At 40.4% G+C, this 14868-nt stretch carries 17 protein-coding genes; 3 read left to right on the forward strand and 14 right to left on the reverse strand.

Translation table 11 applies throughout. The annotated features are described in order from the left end of the window. Positions 1 to 369: 369 nt before the first annotated feature. A complete protein-coding gene (locus AB4Z50_RS32015) occupies positions 370 to 876 on the reverse strand; it encodes a MerR family transcriptional regulator (protein WP_441885687.1) in 507 nt (168 codons plus the stop codon). Positions 877 to 1042: 166 nt separating this feature from the next. Here AB4Z50_RS32015 and AB4Z50_RS32020 point away from each other — a divergent pair, with 166 nt between their 5' ends. After that, positions 1043 to 1894 carry an SDR family NAD(P)-dependent oxidoreductase gene (locus tag AB4Z50_RS32020; protein ID WP_441885690.1) on the forward strand — a complete coding sequence of 284 codons (852 nt, stop codon included), beginning with the start codon at positions 1043 to 1045 and terminating at the stop codon, positions 1892 to 1894. Between the two features lie 306 nt (positions 1895 to 2200). Here the strand turns inward: AB4Z50_RS32020 and AB4Z50_RS32025 are convergent, their stop codons facing one another. Together AB4Z50_RS32025 and AB4Z50_RS32030 are read right to left on the reverse strand one after the other, a co-directional pair. Then, positions 2201 to 2818 (reverse strand): hypothetical protein, encoded by a 618-nt coding sequence (locus tag AB4Z50_RS32025; RefSeq protein ID WP_441885693.1) that lies wholly within the window; start codon positions 2816 to 2818, stop codon positions 2201 to 2203. 447 nt (positions 2819 to 3265) lie between these two features. Further along, positions 3266 to 4189, reverse strand: a complete 924-nt coding sequence (locus AB4Z50_RS32030; protein ID WP_441885696.1) for a ketopantoate reductase family protein — start codon at positions 4187 to 4189, stop codon at positions 3266 to 3268. Between the two features lie 148 nt (positions 4190 to 4337). Here AB4Z50_RS32030 and AB4Z50_RS32035 point away from each other — a divergent pair, with 148 nt between their 5' ends. Next, positions 4338 to 4889, forward strand: coding sequence for a TetR/AcrR family transcriptional regulator (locus tag AB4Z50_RS32035; protein ID WP_441885699.1), 552 nt, complete (start codon positions 4338 to 4340; stop codon positions 4887 to 4889). Positions 4890 to 4992: 103 nt separating this feature from the next. On the opposite strand, the gene AB4Z50_RS32040 is transcribed toward AB4Z50_RS32035, so the two are convergent. The 4 genes from AB4Z50_RS32040 to AB4Z50_RS32055 all read right to left on the reverse strand — a co-directional run bounded on the left by AB4Z50_RS32040 (position 4993) and on the right by AB4Z50_RS32055 (position 8538). Then, the gene (locus AB4Z50_RS32040) at positions 4993 to 5670 is read right to left on the reverse strand and encodes a stalk domain-containing protein (protein WP_441885702.1); all 678 of its coding nucleotides are present in this window, start codon (positions 5668 to 5670) and stop codon (positions 4993 to 4995) included. A gap of 445 nt (positions 5671 to 6115) precedes the next feature. Beyond that, positions 6116 to 7066, reverse strand: a complete 951-nt coding sequence (locus AB4Z50_RS32045) for an alpha/beta fold hydrolase (RefSeq protein WP_441885705.1) — start codon at positions 7064 to 7066, stop codon at positions 6116 to 6118. A 338-nt stretch (positions 7067 to 7404) separates the two neighbouring features. Continuing rightward, positions 7405 to 7701: a hypothetical protein gene (locus AB4Z50_RS32050; RefSeq protein WP_441885708.1), complete on the reverse strand. Its 297-nt coding sequence runs from the start codon at positions 7699 to 7701 to the stop codon at positions 7405 to 7407. Between the two features lie 186 nt (positions 7702 to 7887). After that, complete coding sequence (locus AB4Z50_RS32055; protein ID WP_441885711.1) at positions 7888 to 8538, reverse strand: phosphatase PAP2 family protein; 651 nt, start codon at positions 8536 to 8538, stop codon at positions 7888 to 7890. A 155-nt stretch (positions 8539 to 8693) separates the two neighbouring features. Here AB4Z50_RS32055 and AB4Z50_RS32060 point away from each other — a divergent pair, with 155 nt between their 5' ends. Beyond that, positions 8694 to 8822, forward strand: a complete 129-nt coding sequence (locus AB4Z50_RS32060) for a hypothetical protein (protein ID WP_256710960.1) — start codon at positions 8694 to 8696, stop codon at positions 8820 to 8822. A gap of 424 nt (positions 8823 to 9246) precedes the next feature. Here AB4Z50_RS32060 and AB4Z50_RS32065 read toward each other — a convergent pair whose 3' ends face one another. The 7 genes from AB4Z50_RS32065 to AB4Z50_RS32095 form a co-directional block, all read right to left on the reverse strand. Further along, a complete protein-coding gene (locus tag AB4Z50_RS32065) occupies positions 9247 to 9759 on the reverse strand; it encodes an acyl-CoA thioesterase (RefSeq protein ID WP_076269341.1) in 513 nt (170 codons plus the stop codon). A gap of 6 nt (positions 9760 to 9765) precedes the next feature. Continuing rightward, positions 9766 to 10731 carry a nucleoside hydrolase gene (locus AB4Z50_RS32070; protein WP_441885715.1) on the reverse strand — a complete coding sequence of 322 codons (966 nt, stop codon included), beginning with the start codon at positions 10729 to 10731 and terminating at the stop codon, positions 9766 to 9768. 112 nt (positions 10732 to 10843) lie between these two features. Next, positions 10844 to 11575, reverse strand: coding sequence for a ZIP family metal transporter (locus AB4Z50_RS32075; RefSeq protein WP_441885718.1), 732 nt, complete (start codon positions 11573 to 11575; stop codon positions 10844 to 10846). Between the two features lie 81 nt (positions 11576 to 11656). After that, positions 11657 to 12460: an inositol monophosphatase family protein gene (locus AB4Z50_RS32080; RefSeq protein WP_441885721.1), complete on the reverse strand. Its 804-nt coding sequence runs from the start codon at positions 12458 to 12460 to the stop codon at positions 11657 to 11659. Positions 12461 to 12498: 38 nt separating this feature from the next. After that, positions 12499 to 12876 carry a glyoxalase superfamily protein gene (locus AB4Z50_RS32085; protein ID WP_441885724.1) on the reverse strand — a complete coding sequence of 126 codons (378 nt, stop codon included), beginning with the start codon at positions 12874 to 12876 and terminating at the stop codon, positions 12499 to 12501. A gap of 143 nt (positions 12877 to 13019) precedes the next feature. Beyond that, positions 13020 to 13988: an ABC transporter substrate-binding protein gene (locus tag AB4Z50_RS32090; protein ID WP_441885727.1), complete on the reverse strand. Its 969-nt coding sequence runs from the start codon at positions 13986 to 13988 to the stop codon at positions 13020 to 13022. Positions 13989 to 14122: 134 nt separating this feature from the next. After that, positions 14123 to 14836 (reverse strand): alpha/beta fold hydrolase, encoded by a 714-nt coding sequence (locus AB4Z50_RS32095; RefSeq protein ID WP_441885730.1) that lies wholly within the window; start codon positions 14834 to 14836, stop codon positions 14123 to 14125. Positions 14837 to 14868 lie beyond the last annotated feature (32 nt).

Here is a 14868-nt window from a genome sequence, read left to right on the forward strand (position 1 = left end):
GTTGATCGGTTGATCGGACTCCACACCTTGGTAAGATAGGACGAAGGAATGTAAGGGCTTAGACCCGTTGAGATTTGGGAGAGTGAATCCCAAGGACCTTGTGGAGAGAGGCGTGCAGCAAATCTTTCTGAGGAAGATGTTGTAAATAGACCAACACCTTCTATTCCCGCATGCCCTCAAACGGAACTGCCTAGCCCATGTTATGTAATCATTTAAACTCCTATTTAAATCTATATGTGAAATCCTGCGAATTCGCGAGTATTCGTGAGAAAAACCTTATTCTATGAGGGAGTTTAATGAAATGAGCAGGTCACTACAGCGCCTGCTCATCGTTGTATGCTATTGAACTAAACTCTTGTTATGGCGAGCTTATCTTGCGGAAGCATGTGACTTGCCCGCTTTGGCCGATACGGAAAAATACCTCATCTCGCCGGGTGAGACAGGCTTTGTTTTCGGTTCACCCAACATTTTCTCTGGTACGCCGTCTAGACACTCATCCTTGCAGTCCCGTCTATATCTCCCCTCCTCCAACTTCATGTCGATAAAATCAACAACTTGCTGCAGTGATGTGATCTGGCTGATAATATTTTCACGATGACTTCTTAAGAGTTCAACAAGCTCCGGATATTCCGCGGGATCAGTATCGGCCGAGACCGCCAAAAAAGGTCGAATTTCCTCTAGCAGCATCCCCGTTTTTTTCAGGCATGCTATCAGCCGGATCGTATTGATGTCCTCCTGCCGATAGATGCGGTGCCCGTTATCCTTCCGCTCTGCGCGAGGCAGCAACCCGATCTTTTCGTAATAACGAATCGTATCCTCAGTAATTCCGGTATGTCCAGCGGTTTGCTTTATCGTAAAGCATTGCTCTTCCTTCATCCTGTTCCCTCCCTAAGATTGATTTTTGTACATTATACATCTTGAAGCTGGCTCTAAGTCAAATCTCTTATCCTTGGAGAAAAGCTTTGTTTTCGCGTCTTGACTTGGAGTCGACTTCAAGTTATAGAATGTGCACTATCGAATCAAATTAAAAAGGAGATGTACAATGAACAAGGACCAGAGTGAACATATCGCATTGATTACAGGCGCAAGCGCTGGGATCGGGTTAGAACTAACACGGAAATTACTGTCGGAGAACTGGCATGTGGTTGCTGTAAACCGTTCTGATTTTCCAGCCGACGATAGGAGCATCCAGAATGCGGTCAAGAGCGGTTCGCTTCGAATTTATAAAACGGATGATCTCGCCGATTATGCCTGCTTGAGACTTACTTTGGAAGAGATCAAAAGCAAGGAGCAGCGGATCGATATTTTGTTCAATAACGCCGGAGGGTCTTTTCCCGAGCTGAGCTATTCGAAACAAGGACGCGAGAAACATTATGAACTGATGACTGTCGTTCCGTATATTATTCTGATGGAATTGAAGGAACTAATTAAAATCAGTCGTTTAAAAACGGTAATCAATACCTCATCTTCAGCTCTAAAATTTACAAAAGAGTTTTCGATCGAAGACCTGGAGCATCCCAAAACCTTTCGCAAGTTGCTTGGTCCTTACGCGACCTCAAAGCTAGCTCTTTCTCTGTGGACTCAGGCCATTGCACCGCAGCTCGCCAAGAATGGTATCAAGATCCGTAGCGTTGACCCAGGTAGCAACAATACACTTAGAAAAGGGAAACAATCCGGACTACCCGTTTTGGTTGAAGTATTGATGAAGCTATTTTTCTCGCCTCCTACCCTCGGTGCTAACAAGCTGTATGAAGGGGCTATTGGTGAACACCATCATGAGAACGGCGTATTTTTGCTAAAAGGACGGGTTGCGGAATTAAAGTTTAAAGAGCAGGCGCAGAACGTTCTGGAAAGGATTCAAGCGATTTATGAACACGAATTTCTCGTGTCTTGAAGCCCAGACCTTGAACAGAATACTGCACTAACCTACTCTTTAGCTTAATGACAGAAGGAGCAGTTGCCGCAACGGCGAATTGCTCCCTGGATATTACGCTATTGTCTCCCTTTAGTGCACTGTTTCCTTCAACTTTTGCAGCCGTTCAAAGTAAAACTTAGATACTTTCTCATGGACAATGGACTTACTTTGAATTGCGGGCTAGTCCATCGCAAAGTTCACAAATAAGACACTCAACTCGTTCAGCACCTGCTTACCCTCCACTAAACCTCCCGTTAGCTAAACAATTGAAAGACATTTTTTTTATCAATTGCCTCCAATATGAAAGACACCAATAACGGTTTTACCATCAATGTCATATAGCGGGATATCATAACCACCTGGGGGTCTACTGTTTTGTATAGCTAGAGCTTCCTCGGGTGTCTTAGGCTGCTCACCGTCTATATCTTTTTTTAGCAAATATCCCGTAGTGCCATCCACACCTGTTGCACTAATTAAATCAGGTCCCGTTTCGTAGGAAGTTGCATCTGCAGCAGAACCGTATGTCTGTCCGTTTTTATTTTTAGGATAGTTCATATTCTTAGGGCTAATATACAAAGAACCAATTATGTTTACTCCATCAACATCATACAGTGGGACATTACGACTAAGTTCACCGAGATAATCTTTTTTCAGCAAGTATCCTGCAATGCCATTCACACTTCCTGAAAAAATTAAGTCAGGTTGCATTTCAACGGAAGTGCTTTCATTGGCAGAACCGTATGTCTGTCCATTTTCATTTTCAGGATAGCTAGGAAGATTTGTGAGGCTTTGATTAATCGTGCTTTTAGCATCGCTTTGAAAAGCCATAGTAACTCCCACTACGCAAATGGTTAAAACAACACCAAGAATGATTATTCTAATGTGTTTCGAGTAAACACTCATTTTCTCACTCCTTAAAAACACTCAATTGTAAATGTATGGTCGTAAACTCACCAATTACTTATACGATTCCAGTAGTTGGAAGTTGCGCTATTCTGCCCCTTAGTTTAACGCTAATTACTGGGACATCTGTACAAAAACCTTTATTCTGTATCTGTTGTCAATGTATGATTATTTCTAAATCAGAAATAAAAACAACTTCACTAATCCGGTCTTCGGATTAGTCTTAAAGGTAATCTCAACATTCATATCATTGATACTTTGTTATCTTATTGCGTATTAACTATTTATTGACTTCAGCTGAATTGAACCTTCTTTAAATGCTTTCATGCTAGATAATCGATTTGTTATGTTGCGACACAAACATGCATTAATAACGTATATCTACTTTTTACTTTCTTCTCTTTTTTGTTGCAGAAAAAAAAATACCATAATATTTCAACAAAACAGTTACTGAACATGTATTTCCGATTTGATATCATTTTGATTTAAAAATTTCATTAAATCATAACTTAGCTGCACAATCTCATTGTTAGCATTATTCGCATAATCCGGCAACATCATATCCCTAACCATTTTAGTTCGTAGCCATGTCATAAAGAAAATATCCAAAAATAAGTTTGGAAATTTAAGCACTATTTTAAGCATTGGTGGATCTATTGAAACGCCAGCTTTTTGTATTGCCCTGAGATACGCTTTTAAGGTGACTGTTATTTTGCGTGCCGTCTTTCTGGTTCTGACTGTTTTTTTGTCAATTATCTTATTCTCAGAATGCAAAACGCTTAACATGGCAATGTCTGATACGGAATGTGTGATTAGATACGCCTGCATATCCTTTTTAATAACGTAAGGAAGCTTTGCTGTTTTAAATAATTTTGCGAGGTTTTCTATGCGTTCTGTCACTACACCATTTATTTCTCCAAATGCAGTTGCTGCTATAATCTTTGGTAGAAATCGAGCATGCAATACTCCATCTTTAATCTGTCCGCCGAAGCCTGGAAAAGCTGGTAAAAGTCTATCCCCTACGATATCCAGCCAAGAAGAAAATCCAATTGAATTACTCGTCATCGTAACTATATTTTTGCTTTGATTATCTTTTAGCGCTAACAACGCTGATTCGGACCGATCATAACGAACGGTAACGAAAATAAAATCGTATATATCGTCATTTTCRAGCGTATCGATGACATTCACTTGTATCGATCTAACTGTATCTTTTTCTTTATATTGCAGGCCATTTTCTCTTAATGATTTAAATCTATTAGAATGTGCAAACAGGGTAACGTCAAACCCTGCTTCAATAAGCTTAATTGCGTACATGCTCCCGATGACACCTGCACCAAAAATTAAAATTCTAACTTGTTTTGCTGACATTTAAACCACCCCTACTTATTAACATTTCCTTTTTGATTATCAGACAACATGTTGTATGATGTGATTATAAATCTTCATTATTCCTTGATCAACCATCAGTTTTTTATTATTTGTCGGATGATATTTTTATCGCTAGTAGGAGGGAAACATGAAAAAGCAACCCCAAATAACGGAGAAAACAAGACAACAGTTTGTAGAAGTTTTTTGTGAGTTATATAGCCAAAAGCCGATTGAGAAAATTTCGGTTCAGGAAATTGCGAATAAGTCAGGATATAACCGCAGCACCTTTTATCAATACTTTACCGACATTTACGAATTGTTAGACTCTATTGAAAATGACTTATTGAATGAAATGAAAAAAGAATTGGCGAATAAAGAGCTATCGATGCATACGGTTCAAGATACGCTCTATTGTCTGGACAAAAGAGAACATCTCCTGGTTCTCAATGCCCTTTTGGGTGATTATGGAAGTGCCCATTTTTTAAAACGCTTAAAAAATGAAATCACTTTGGATCAATTAGAATTAAACATTCCGCAAAACCATTCCTTAACGCCATACTTAATTGAGTTTTACCTGACAACTTCCCTTTCTTTATTTCGTCTTTGGCTCCAGCGTCAAAAGGATTTATCGTCAGAACAATTTTTCAAGTTAGTGGAGAACCTATATTCAAGCGGGATTACGCCCTATTTTAAAGAATGAGTCTGTCATTCAAACCAAAAGAACAAGAAAAAATCTAATGTAATTTCACATGAAAAAAAGCCCACTACGCCTATACGGGCATTGTGGGCTTCTTTGCTTAATCTTACTTGTAAATTGAAGTATCTAGCGGAATAATGAACCCGCCGTCAACAGCTTGTGTCACATTTATTGCGATATTCTTTACTCCAGAAATATCTACCTCAATCGTCTGGAGATCACTATTAGGCGAAATCTTCTCTACTTTTTTAAGGAGCACATTCTTATCATTATCCCTAATTTCAAGAATCTCCACTTCCTTGCCGATCGCAGCGAATTGCAGAACAAGCTTCTGATATTTGCCGTTAGGGCTGAGCGCGGTATATTTAATATTGGAATTAGGTGCGCTGTACAGAACTTCCTTATAATTTTTGCCGCCGTATTTGGTCAGTGCAGGATCCTTGGTATGCAGACTGGTGTTGAAATCCTCCTGCTTCACGGGTATGCCTGCCTGCTGTTCGCCAATAATCACCTCTTTGGCTGTCCCGTCATATTTCACCGGAACATCCAGCAGCTCAGAAACAGATCGTACCGGAAGATATGTAGTTCCTTTATAAGTAATAGGAAGTACCGCTTTGCCATTGCCATCTTTGAGAGGGGTAATCTCCCCATTCACTCTGATTTTTAAATCTCCGTTTAACAACGCTTTAATTTCTTGGAGATTCGAGCTCGCGTAAGCACCTGTGCCTATGCCCACCAAAAGTATCATGGTACCGCATAAAGTCGTAACCATCTTCTTCTTCATTTCTGTTTTCCTCCTCTTGGGATGTCTTCAAATCCAGGAACTCCGGAAACAACGGTTATTGAGAGATAATTTCTCTGAAAGATGACGCTACATGTGGGATCGTCTCTGCGTTTATGGAGTTGAAGATTTTACCATATTATATCGCAAAGCCCAATACTTCATTTCTATTTCTCCCTTCTTCCAAGCTGCTGATTATCCCAACCCTTTCTAAAAGCATAAGCTCCGGAAGGATCACGCTGTCAGTTTATTTCCCTACTTCTCTCATTCCGGCTGTTCACTTTTGTATAGAAAGGTAGATGATGATTTCAGGGTTTTCAAATCCAAGCTTAAGGAAACAAAATCGGGGTTTCTTCTATGTATTATCATACTTAACACGAAAAAAGGCGCTCCCGGCAGTAGTCCAGGAACGCCTGCTTCATATTCAATTGTATATGGCCGGAACTTTCTACTGGCCTTTATTTACATCCTCCATAAAGCTCCTATAGTTTTCCACGATTTCTTTGGACCTTGTATGGTGTAGATAATGCGTGCCTTCAAATGTCATCAATTTTCCATGAACTAGATCTTTTATCTGTYCTTCATGCAATTTTTCCCAGCCTTCAACATCCGTATTATTCGCTTCTAAAAAGAAAATAACAGGAAGGTCTTTCGGGAATTTCGAATTCTCAACAGCGGCAAAATTAGGCTTGAAATTTTCCCCTTCACTAATGATATTGGGATTCATCATATTTTTGAGAGAGATTATTCTAATCTGTTCTCTCATTTCATCATTAACTTCTGGTGCAATAAGCTGATCGTCGGTTAGTTTTGATAACAATCGCAAGAAACCAGTCTTTTTGAGTATTTTATAAACATCTGATGGAAATGGTTCATCTAAACCGCCTTGCGTTGGAACACTGCTGTCTATCCCAACAAATGCTGTAACTTCATTCTCATATTTGTTCACATAATCTAGACCGTAAATACCAGCTATAGAGTGGCCCATTAACGTGTAGCGGTTAATATTTAGCTGTTGCAGCGCTTCATGAATTTCTTTCACTATATTTTCAGTAGTACGTTCTTTTTCTGTAACGTCACTTAAGCCATACCCAAATGGCTCAATCACGACTACTTTGTAAAATGGTGCCAACTCATCAATTAGTGGTTTGAAATCAAGCGCTGGCGCTCCAGTTCCGTAACCAGGCAGCACCACAACCGTTTCTTTGCCATCGCCTTGAATCAAAACATTCATATTTTTCCCGTCTACAGGTACAAGCTGACCATAAGATACGATTTTATCTTTGTCCGTTTTATTGCTGATGATATTAACGATAAAAACGACGGCTAGAAAAACTACAATAGCTATAATAATGACAATTACAGCTTTAAGTAAAAATCTAAGTATTTTTTTCATCATTCATTTTCTCCCCTTATTCTACATTCTTTGTTTTAACCAATTCAGTTGAATCTCCGATAAATCACCTGCTTATTTATATAGCTTTGCTTTTGTCTTCCTCATTCTAACAAACCACTCTTAGATCTTGTGTAACTCAGCTTTAACTAGACCTTAACTCTTATTCATTATTGGGCTAACAATTAAGCTTCCATTAAGATTACAGCTAAGATTACAGCAGTAAGGTTCGTCCTTCTTCATATACGGCAAAATGGATACCTGTTTAAACATGGAAAGACCGCCTTTAATCAAGGGCGGTCTCATCAAGAGCTACAACGCTATTGGTTCATTTTCAACATGAATCATTCTTTTGGAGAAGAGCTGCTTAAATCCTTAAACGCTTCTATAAAAGACGCTGGATCTGTGGATAGCATATACGAGAAAACACCCTGCAGCGTGTGCAAATAGAAAATACCGCCATCCCCGCCAATCGGTTTATACGATAAATCGAATACTTCCGTTATCGGAAATTCACGGTACTTAGTAACAATTTTCTCTTTGTATAAATACATAACACGTTCATCCACTACTGTTTTTTGTTCTACACTTGTGATTTCTCTCTTCACTTTATAATAATGTTGGATAGCAATACAATTCATATTTACTCCTCAATGCTTCGTCATTAACGACAACTATACCAAATAGTCTCTACACTTTACAAAAAAATGACCGGAAAAAGACACTCTCTTCCGATCATTTTATTAAGAATTAGGATGATTTTGACCAAACATGTTGTTCTAATCCTCCATAAACATTCAATGATGCTTGATAAAGTCCCAGCCCAGTTAACTTTTCAATTTGCGATTTCTTCTATCGAGCACATACTGATACAAACCGATCGATACAGCAAGCCATGTCCCACTAGCCAAATATCCACCTACAATATCACTTGGAAAATGGACCCCTAAATAAATCCGGCTAATCCCTATCCCCAGTATCATAACTGAACCAACTAAGATCAAAATGACACGCCAATACGCCTTCGGAATATGCTTCCATAATAGAAAAATGATAATCCCGTAAAAAGTGAAAGCGGCCATGGAATGTCCACTCGGAAAACTGTAGCCATTTTCTTCAATAATGCGGTAAATCGTTGGCCTGACACGTTGAAAACTCAATTTTAGCACACTATTTAAAATGGTTGATCCAATTAAGATTCCTGCAAAGAAGTACAGTTCTCTTCTATATTGCAATTTTGCTAATACGACTAACATGATGATCGCTAAAATAGAAACCATAACTCCTGATCCAATAAACGAAAAAAACTTCATTATCGCTGTAAGAGTATCAGATTCCGCTCCTTGAATTTTACTGATGATGCTCTGATCAAAATTTGCAATTCGCTGATCGCCAATCCAAATGGATATCCATATGAACCCGATTGCACCCATTAAACTTAACAAAAATGCACGTGTAAAAACGAAAGTAAAATTCATCCTGCAGCACTCTCCATACTCTGAATAATAAGACTGAAAAAAATGTTGTACATACACTACTACGTCTAACTGGACAAACAGGCTCCAATTCATCGATTTTTGTGGGTATGAAATGGACAGATCCTGCTCACCCTATAATGCTGGAGGTGATGACATTGACAGGAAGAAATAATAAACCTGATAATGATGGACCAGCTTCAAGTCCATCTCGACTCGATCAATTTGGTGATAAGCAAAGCAGAAACGACGAAGCTATACCGAAGAAAAAGGACAAAAGCTGCTAATCTAATGTTTAGGCAGCTCCGATAAAAAGAGCTGCCTTTACTATCTGAGCGCTAAAACATAAAAAGGAAACAAATGTTCCCCACTCGCGAAATGAGCATATTGGGGATAAAAACCATTAATTTTAGTCAATTCACCCAATTCTTAATGCAATATCTCCTTTCAGATCGGCATTTAAGTCAATTTTGCCCAAGATGATGAAAAATATCATCTAATTAGGCTAAATTATATGAGAACATTTGTTCCACACCCGTATTTCGGATCATTTTTACACATAAATCGATACAAGTACACTGGATTTTCTCTCAATACCCCCAAAAAAACAGCAAGCGATTCAACAAATATAATGCTAAACATTAAATTTCATCAAAAAAAAGACCCCGACAGCAATTTTTATGCTGACGCAGTCTTTTGAGAAATCAAAAGTTAATCCCAAGGATAAGTAACCGTCAAAAATCCAGCAAACTTTTTGCTTTCATCTCTTCTCACCTTGCGCATGTCCGCTCGGTGTTCAGCTGTCTCGAACAGTTTTATCTCCTCATCCGATTCCGGTACAACGATTGGTACAGGAACGGGCTTCCGATTCTCGTCCAGTGCAACAAAGGTTAAAAAAGAGGTTGCTGCAATTTTACGTTCGCCGCTTAACAAATCCTCTTTGATCACCTTCACAAAAACCTCTACTGAGGTTCGGCCTGTCCACGTCACGAACGCTTCTAAACATACCGAATCAGAAGGTCTGATGGGATGCAAAAAATCAACAGAGTCTGTGGAGGCGGTCACGACTGAACGCCGGCAATGCTTGGTTGCTGCAATCGAAGCAATATCGTCGATGTAAGCCATTAGTTTCCCGCCAAACAATGTATTGTGATTGTTGACGTCCGGCGGAAATACTCTTGCCGTTTTGTAACATCTGGACTCGCGTGAATGCCTCTGCTCCATTGATGATTATTCCCCTTTTTTAAATACGGATAATAGCTGGGAGATCGCTCTCTCCTGCTCAACTTCCAAACAGAAATCAACAGGACGGCCTACAACCGAACGTACTCTGAGATCCGTAATGATCATCCCTGCCGTTAAACCTTCACCGCAGTCAATAACCGCATTCATCGTTTCTATTTTCACGAGAGAAGGATTAATAGCTACAATAACAGCTAACGGATCATGCATTGCGCATTCGCCGTCAAAGTGATTAGAAAATGCATAAAATTCAAAATAACGCTCTAAAGCGACATTTAGGAAATCAAGGATTTCATGTTTATCATCAGCAATCTCGCGTGATAATTGCTCCATATGTGTTTTTGTAAGACGAGTCTTCTGTGTTACATCCAAGCCGACAATTGTAATTGGAAGCTCTGATTCGAATACTAGCGCTGCTGCCTCTGGATCACCGTACAGATTTGCTTCGCTCACGGGTGTAATGTTGCCTGGTGCGAATACTGTTCCACCCATAATAACGACCTTTTTGAATTTCGTTACAATGGAAGGATCTAGCTGTAGAGCGAGAGCTAGATTCGTTTGTCTGCCTACAGTTACAAGAATAAGCTCTCCTGGGCTCTCATTCACTTTCTGAACGATGAATTCCGCAGCAGATATACCCTCCAGAGGCTTCTGATGAGTTGGCGGCAATTCTGCATCGCCGATGCCATTATGTCCATGAATATGAGCGACAGCGCCTGGGAACACACGCTTGAGCGGACCTGATGCACCCTTCGCAACGGGAACCTCATAACCGCAATTTGCAACTTGAATGACACGCAGCGTATTTTCCGTAGCTTGTTCAACGTCGATATTCCCAAATCCCGTCGTAATACCCTCTACCTTAATCTCTGGTGAAAGCAGTGCATATAAGATGGCTAAAGCATCATCAATGCCTGTATCAACGTCAAGCAACATCCTGTTTATCTTCGACATATTATGATACCTCCCTTTTCTATCGTTCATTGTAAACGAATAAAGCTTGAAAAACCAATTAAAATATAAAGTTTGTGCTTCCCGTAAAAATTACATCTTGATTTTGGAATGATTAACCAAAGAAATGACTAATATACACCATCACAAGCAGCCCTATGATAAAGGAATAGGTTGCAGAACGTTCATAACCATGTCCATGTGTCTCAGGAATTAGCTCCTTATAGACGATGAACAACATAGCACCAGATGCAAACGCAAGTCCATAGCCAATAAGCCCAGCCACATAACTTGCGGCAAAATAACCGACTATCGCAGAGACAACCTCCATTAGACCCGTCAAGGTTACGATTAGCATAAGCTTCAGCTTGCTCACCTTGGAATGAATAAGGAAGATGGCAAGGACGAGCCCTTCCGGCATGTTCTGAGCCCCGATTGCAATAGCTACCATCGGTCCAAGTCCGCCATTCGTACTTGCATAACTAAAGCCGGTGCTTAAGCCCTCCGGAATGTTATGGATGATTAATGCAAATATGACGAGCAGCGACTTGCTGTCAAAGGATGAGATCCCTCTTTTTTGCTCAATATCGATATGGGGTAGATTTTTTTCAATGAGGTCAAGCGCAATCACGCCAATTAAAAGTCCTAACGTCAGTGGGATTAGCCCAGATTCCTTGAGAGCTTGCGGCAGCAAGCCAAAGGTAGACGCAGAAACCATGATGCCAGCTGTAAAAGCAATCAATATGTCCTTCCATTTTTCCGAAAGGCTTTTGACAAAGAGCAGCGGAACCGCGCCTAGCACGGTAGCCATTGCAGAAATAAAGCTTCCTATGAGTGCTTCTACCATGTTGTCTCTCCTTAGCGGGTCGATCACTACCCAAAAACTGTTTCCTTATTTTATACGAATAAAGCGATTTCCATCCTTTTCTTACGTTGCCAGTCCTTCTTTAACAAGGTTCATAAAATAGGTCTGATGATCAGGGTGGCATGCAATTAAATAAGGCTCTTCATTTACGCCCTTAAAAGAATTGCCTTCATAATCAATGACAACGCCGCCCGCTTCCTGAACCATTAAGATACCTGAATATAGATCCTCGCCCTCCGAGTTGTAAACGATAATTGCATCCAAATCCCCTCTGGCAAGCATCGTCCATTGCAGCGTTGGCGCCCACAGCCGCATCATCCGCTTCGTGTTAACGTCTATGTAATGTCTAAGCGTTACGGCACGCTGTTCATTTTGCACCGCATGACCTTGTATCCAGCCAACTCTCGCTTTTGCAAAAGCCTTTGATTGTTTCATATGTATTGGCCTAGCATTGCATAGAGTGCCTTCGCCTGAGCTTGCCACGTACAAACGATCTGTCATCGGCTCATAAATGACCGCCAACACCGGTTTAAAGTTATAAGAGAGCGTGATCGAGATGCCGAACAACGGCAATCCAACCGCAAAATTATTAGTTCCATCAAGTGGATCGACCAACCACAGCCATTCGCTAGTCAGATCATTCTCGCCATATTCCTCTGATCGAATGCGATGATCGGGGAATACGCTTCTAATTTTATTTAGTATGATGCTCTCTGCCAAATAATCGACTTCCGTAACGATATCGCCATGGTCGCCTTTTTCTTCATAATGATCCAATGTTCCAAACTTCTCACGTGTAAGCCGGCCCGCTTCATAAGCTGCAGCAATAGCAACCTCTCTAGCCATATTTAAAATCAATTGATCCAATATTTCAGCCCCTTCACATGTCTCTAATTCAACCGTATCTAACTAATTTCCTCAGACTTAGCAGAATAAAAGTGCAGACGATTTCCAAATGGATCTGTAATGCTCACTTGATTCCATTCTTCATCAAAGCCAGGTCTAGCGAAATTATATTTTTTGGCTAACAAATGCTCTTGAAGCGCCTTGGCATTGTCTACTTCAATGCGGATTGCTGAACCAGGCGTACTATCGCCATAATGCTCCGATAAATGGATGACACAATCGCCATTAGAGATTTGCATATAGAGCGGCAAGTCTGGCTCAAAACGATGCTCCCAATCGCATTTAAATTCCAAGAAATTGAAATAAAAGTCTCGTGCTTTCGCCTCATCAAAAATGCGAAGAATCGGTACGGTTGATTTCATATGAAAAGTCATCATTATACAACTCCTTGTCCAGTGTCCTATCTTCCATGATTATACATGGATTTCAAAAGGTACGGAAGGCTTGCCACATAGAAAAGGACTGTACCCCAATGCACAATTCGCACGGAGGTACAGCCCTTTGTTCAACTCTACTGCTATTATTTCACAATGCTTTCCAATACATCATCAATGACTTGTGAATAAGCAATCGTACCTGCGTACAACCAGCTTGATGTGCTTGGGTACTCATAAATTTTACCGTTTTTCACAGCAGGGATGTTTTTCCAGATTGGATCGCTTAATGCTTGGGAATCCGCATCTGTGCCGCTGTTAATGAGGAACAAATGGTCGGCATCAAGTTCAGCTAGTTTTTCTAGCGAAATGGCGTTCCAGTTGCCCGTTCCTGTTGCAGAAACTTCTTTTACAACCTCTGGAACAGTCAAACCTAATTGATTGTAAAGAAGATCACCACTCGATAGCTTTTCACTTACGATATAAAAGTTGCCTTGTACAAACCAAAGAGCTGCAGCTGATTCACCTGGGATTGCGCTTTGCAGTTTTTCTTTAGCAGCTTTCGCTTTTGCATCATACTCATCCAAAGCTTTTTGCGCTTCTGCACTCTTTCCAAAAACCTCTCCGACTTTCAGCAAAGTAGCACGCCAGTCTGCAATCAATTTATCGCCAATGGTGAAGGTTGGAGCAATTTTGGAGTATTGCGCAAATTTATCGCCTTCCACATTCGCATCATATGCCATAAGAATAAGGTCTGGTTCAAAGCTTGTTACGGCTTCGAATGGAAGATCATACGGTATAGTTGGAACGTCAGCAAGCGAATCATGCAAGTAATCTTGAATACCGTTAGGAACGGACCACTGAGCAACTGGCTTAATGCCTATAGCTACCAAGTGATCTTCTAAATAAGAAGCGATGACGCGCTGAGGATTAGCTGGAATGGTAACCTCGTTACCTAATGCATCTGTTAGTTTTCTTTCTGTTGGCGCATCTGTTGGAGCCACTGTAGCAGCAGGTGTATTATTTGTTTTATTACCTCCGCAAGCTGCTAGACAAATGGATAGGACAATCAAACTCATAAATACAAGTACAAATCTCTTGTTGCGGTTAATCACGATAGTTCCCCCTGTAAGACGATATATGGCTGTGAAGTAAAAATAGTTTCACCTCAAAAGTCACCTAATGATAACAATTATCATTTTCATTGTCAACTGGGTTTTCAAGTTGAACCGCAACCGTCCTACTTTTTCTAACGATGCTTGATAAACTGTTCGATTGTTTGATAGAGCTCTTCCTTTTCGGTACCGCGAATATTATGATCAGACTCAAAAAACTCTTTAACCGTTATATTGCTGAACAACTTCTTGTAATGAATTAGTTCCGCATCGCTAAGCAATGATCCCTCTAGCATCCCTCTCATAACAAGAACAGGCAGCTTAAGCTTCACATCCAGCTGCAGCTGTGAAGAGTCCCGCTCAATTCCGATAACCGCTTGTTCTCTTATTTTCTCTTCCCGCTTCATCGGCTTCAAATAATTAAAAATATAATCGTGACGCCATTCAGCCGACATTTGTTTATGCTCTGCAGGATAATCTTCTAAAATAAGTGATTCTAAGTGATGCTCGTTCGTTTGAGCATAACCAAGCGCATAAGATACACCGCGAGAGTATCCCATCAGATGAAAGCGATCCACGGCTGCAGCTTCAACAACAGCTGAAAGATCTGCTATGTGATCTTTTAGATCGTAATGATTAAACGGCGTATCGCTTTGCCCTCTCCCGCGGAACGAGAGAACGATTGCTCTTCGAGGCAATAAATATAACAATAAATCCTCATATTCTTCAGCTGTTTCCGATAACCCTGGGCATATGATTAATGGGGTTAATTTTTGGTCTGCATCTGGTTTTGAATCTAAGTAATGAATATGAACATCTTGATTAATAGCTATTTTCGACTCGATCACTGACTTTCCCCCTCTCTACGTTTCTAAATAAA

It is taken from the genome of Paenibacillus sp. 2TAB26 (assembly GCF_052115145.1).
Classification (GTDB): domain Bacteria; phylum Bacillota; class Bacilli; order Paenibacillales; family Paenibacillaceae; genus Pristimantibacillus.

What these genes read in the sequence shown, in the direction of transcription:
- AB4Z50_RS32015 (WP_441885687.1), bottom strand. Translation starts at nt 876, where the DNA reads ATGAAGGAAGAGCAATGCTTTACGATAAAGCAAACCGCTGGACATACC.
- AB4Z50_RS32020 (WP_441885690.1), top strand. Translation starts at nt 1,043, where the DNA reads ATGAACAAGGACCAGAGTGAACATATCGCATTGATTACAGGCGCAAGC.
- AB4Z50_RS32025 (WP_441885693.1), bottom strand. Translation starts at nt 2,818, where the DNA reads ATGAGTGTTTACTCGAAACACATTAGAATAATCATTCTTGGTGTTGTT.
- AB4Z50_RS32035 (WP_441885699.1), top strand. Translation starts at nt 4,338, where the DNA reads ATGAAAAAGCAACCCCAAATAACGGAGAAAACAAGACAACAGTTTGTA.
- AB4Z50_RS32040 (WP_441885702.1), bottom strand. Translation starts at nt 5,670, where the DNA reads ATGAAGAAGAAGATGGTTACGACTTTATGCGGTACCATGATACTTTTG.
- AB4Z50_RS32050 (WP_441885708.1), bottom strand. Translation starts at nt 7,701, where the DNA reads ATGAATTGTATTGCTATCCAACATTATTATAAAGTGAAGAGAGAAATC.
- AB4Z50_RS32055 (WP_441885711.1), bottom strand. Translation starts at nt 8,538, where the DNA reads ATGAATTTTACTTTCGTTTTTACACGTGCATTTTTGTTAAGTTTAATG.
- AB4Z50_RS32065 (WP_076269341.1), bottom strand. Translation starts at nt 9,759, where the DNA reads ATGGAGCAGAGGCATTCACGCGAGTCCAGATGTTACAAAACGGCAAGA.
- AB4Z50_RS32070 (WP_441885715.1), bottom strand. Translation starts at nt 10,731, where the DNA reads ATGTCGAAGATAAACAGGATGTTGCTTGACGTTGATACAGGCATTGAT.
- AB4Z50_RS32075 (WP_441885718.1), bottom strand. Translation starts at nt 11,575, where the DNA reads ATGGTAGAAGCACTCATAGGAAGCTTTATTTCTGCAATGGCTACCGTG.
- AB4Z50_RS32085 (WP_441885724.1), bottom strand. Translation starts at nt 12,876, where the DNA reads ATGATGACTTTTCATATGAAATCAACCGTACCGATTCTTCGCATTTTT.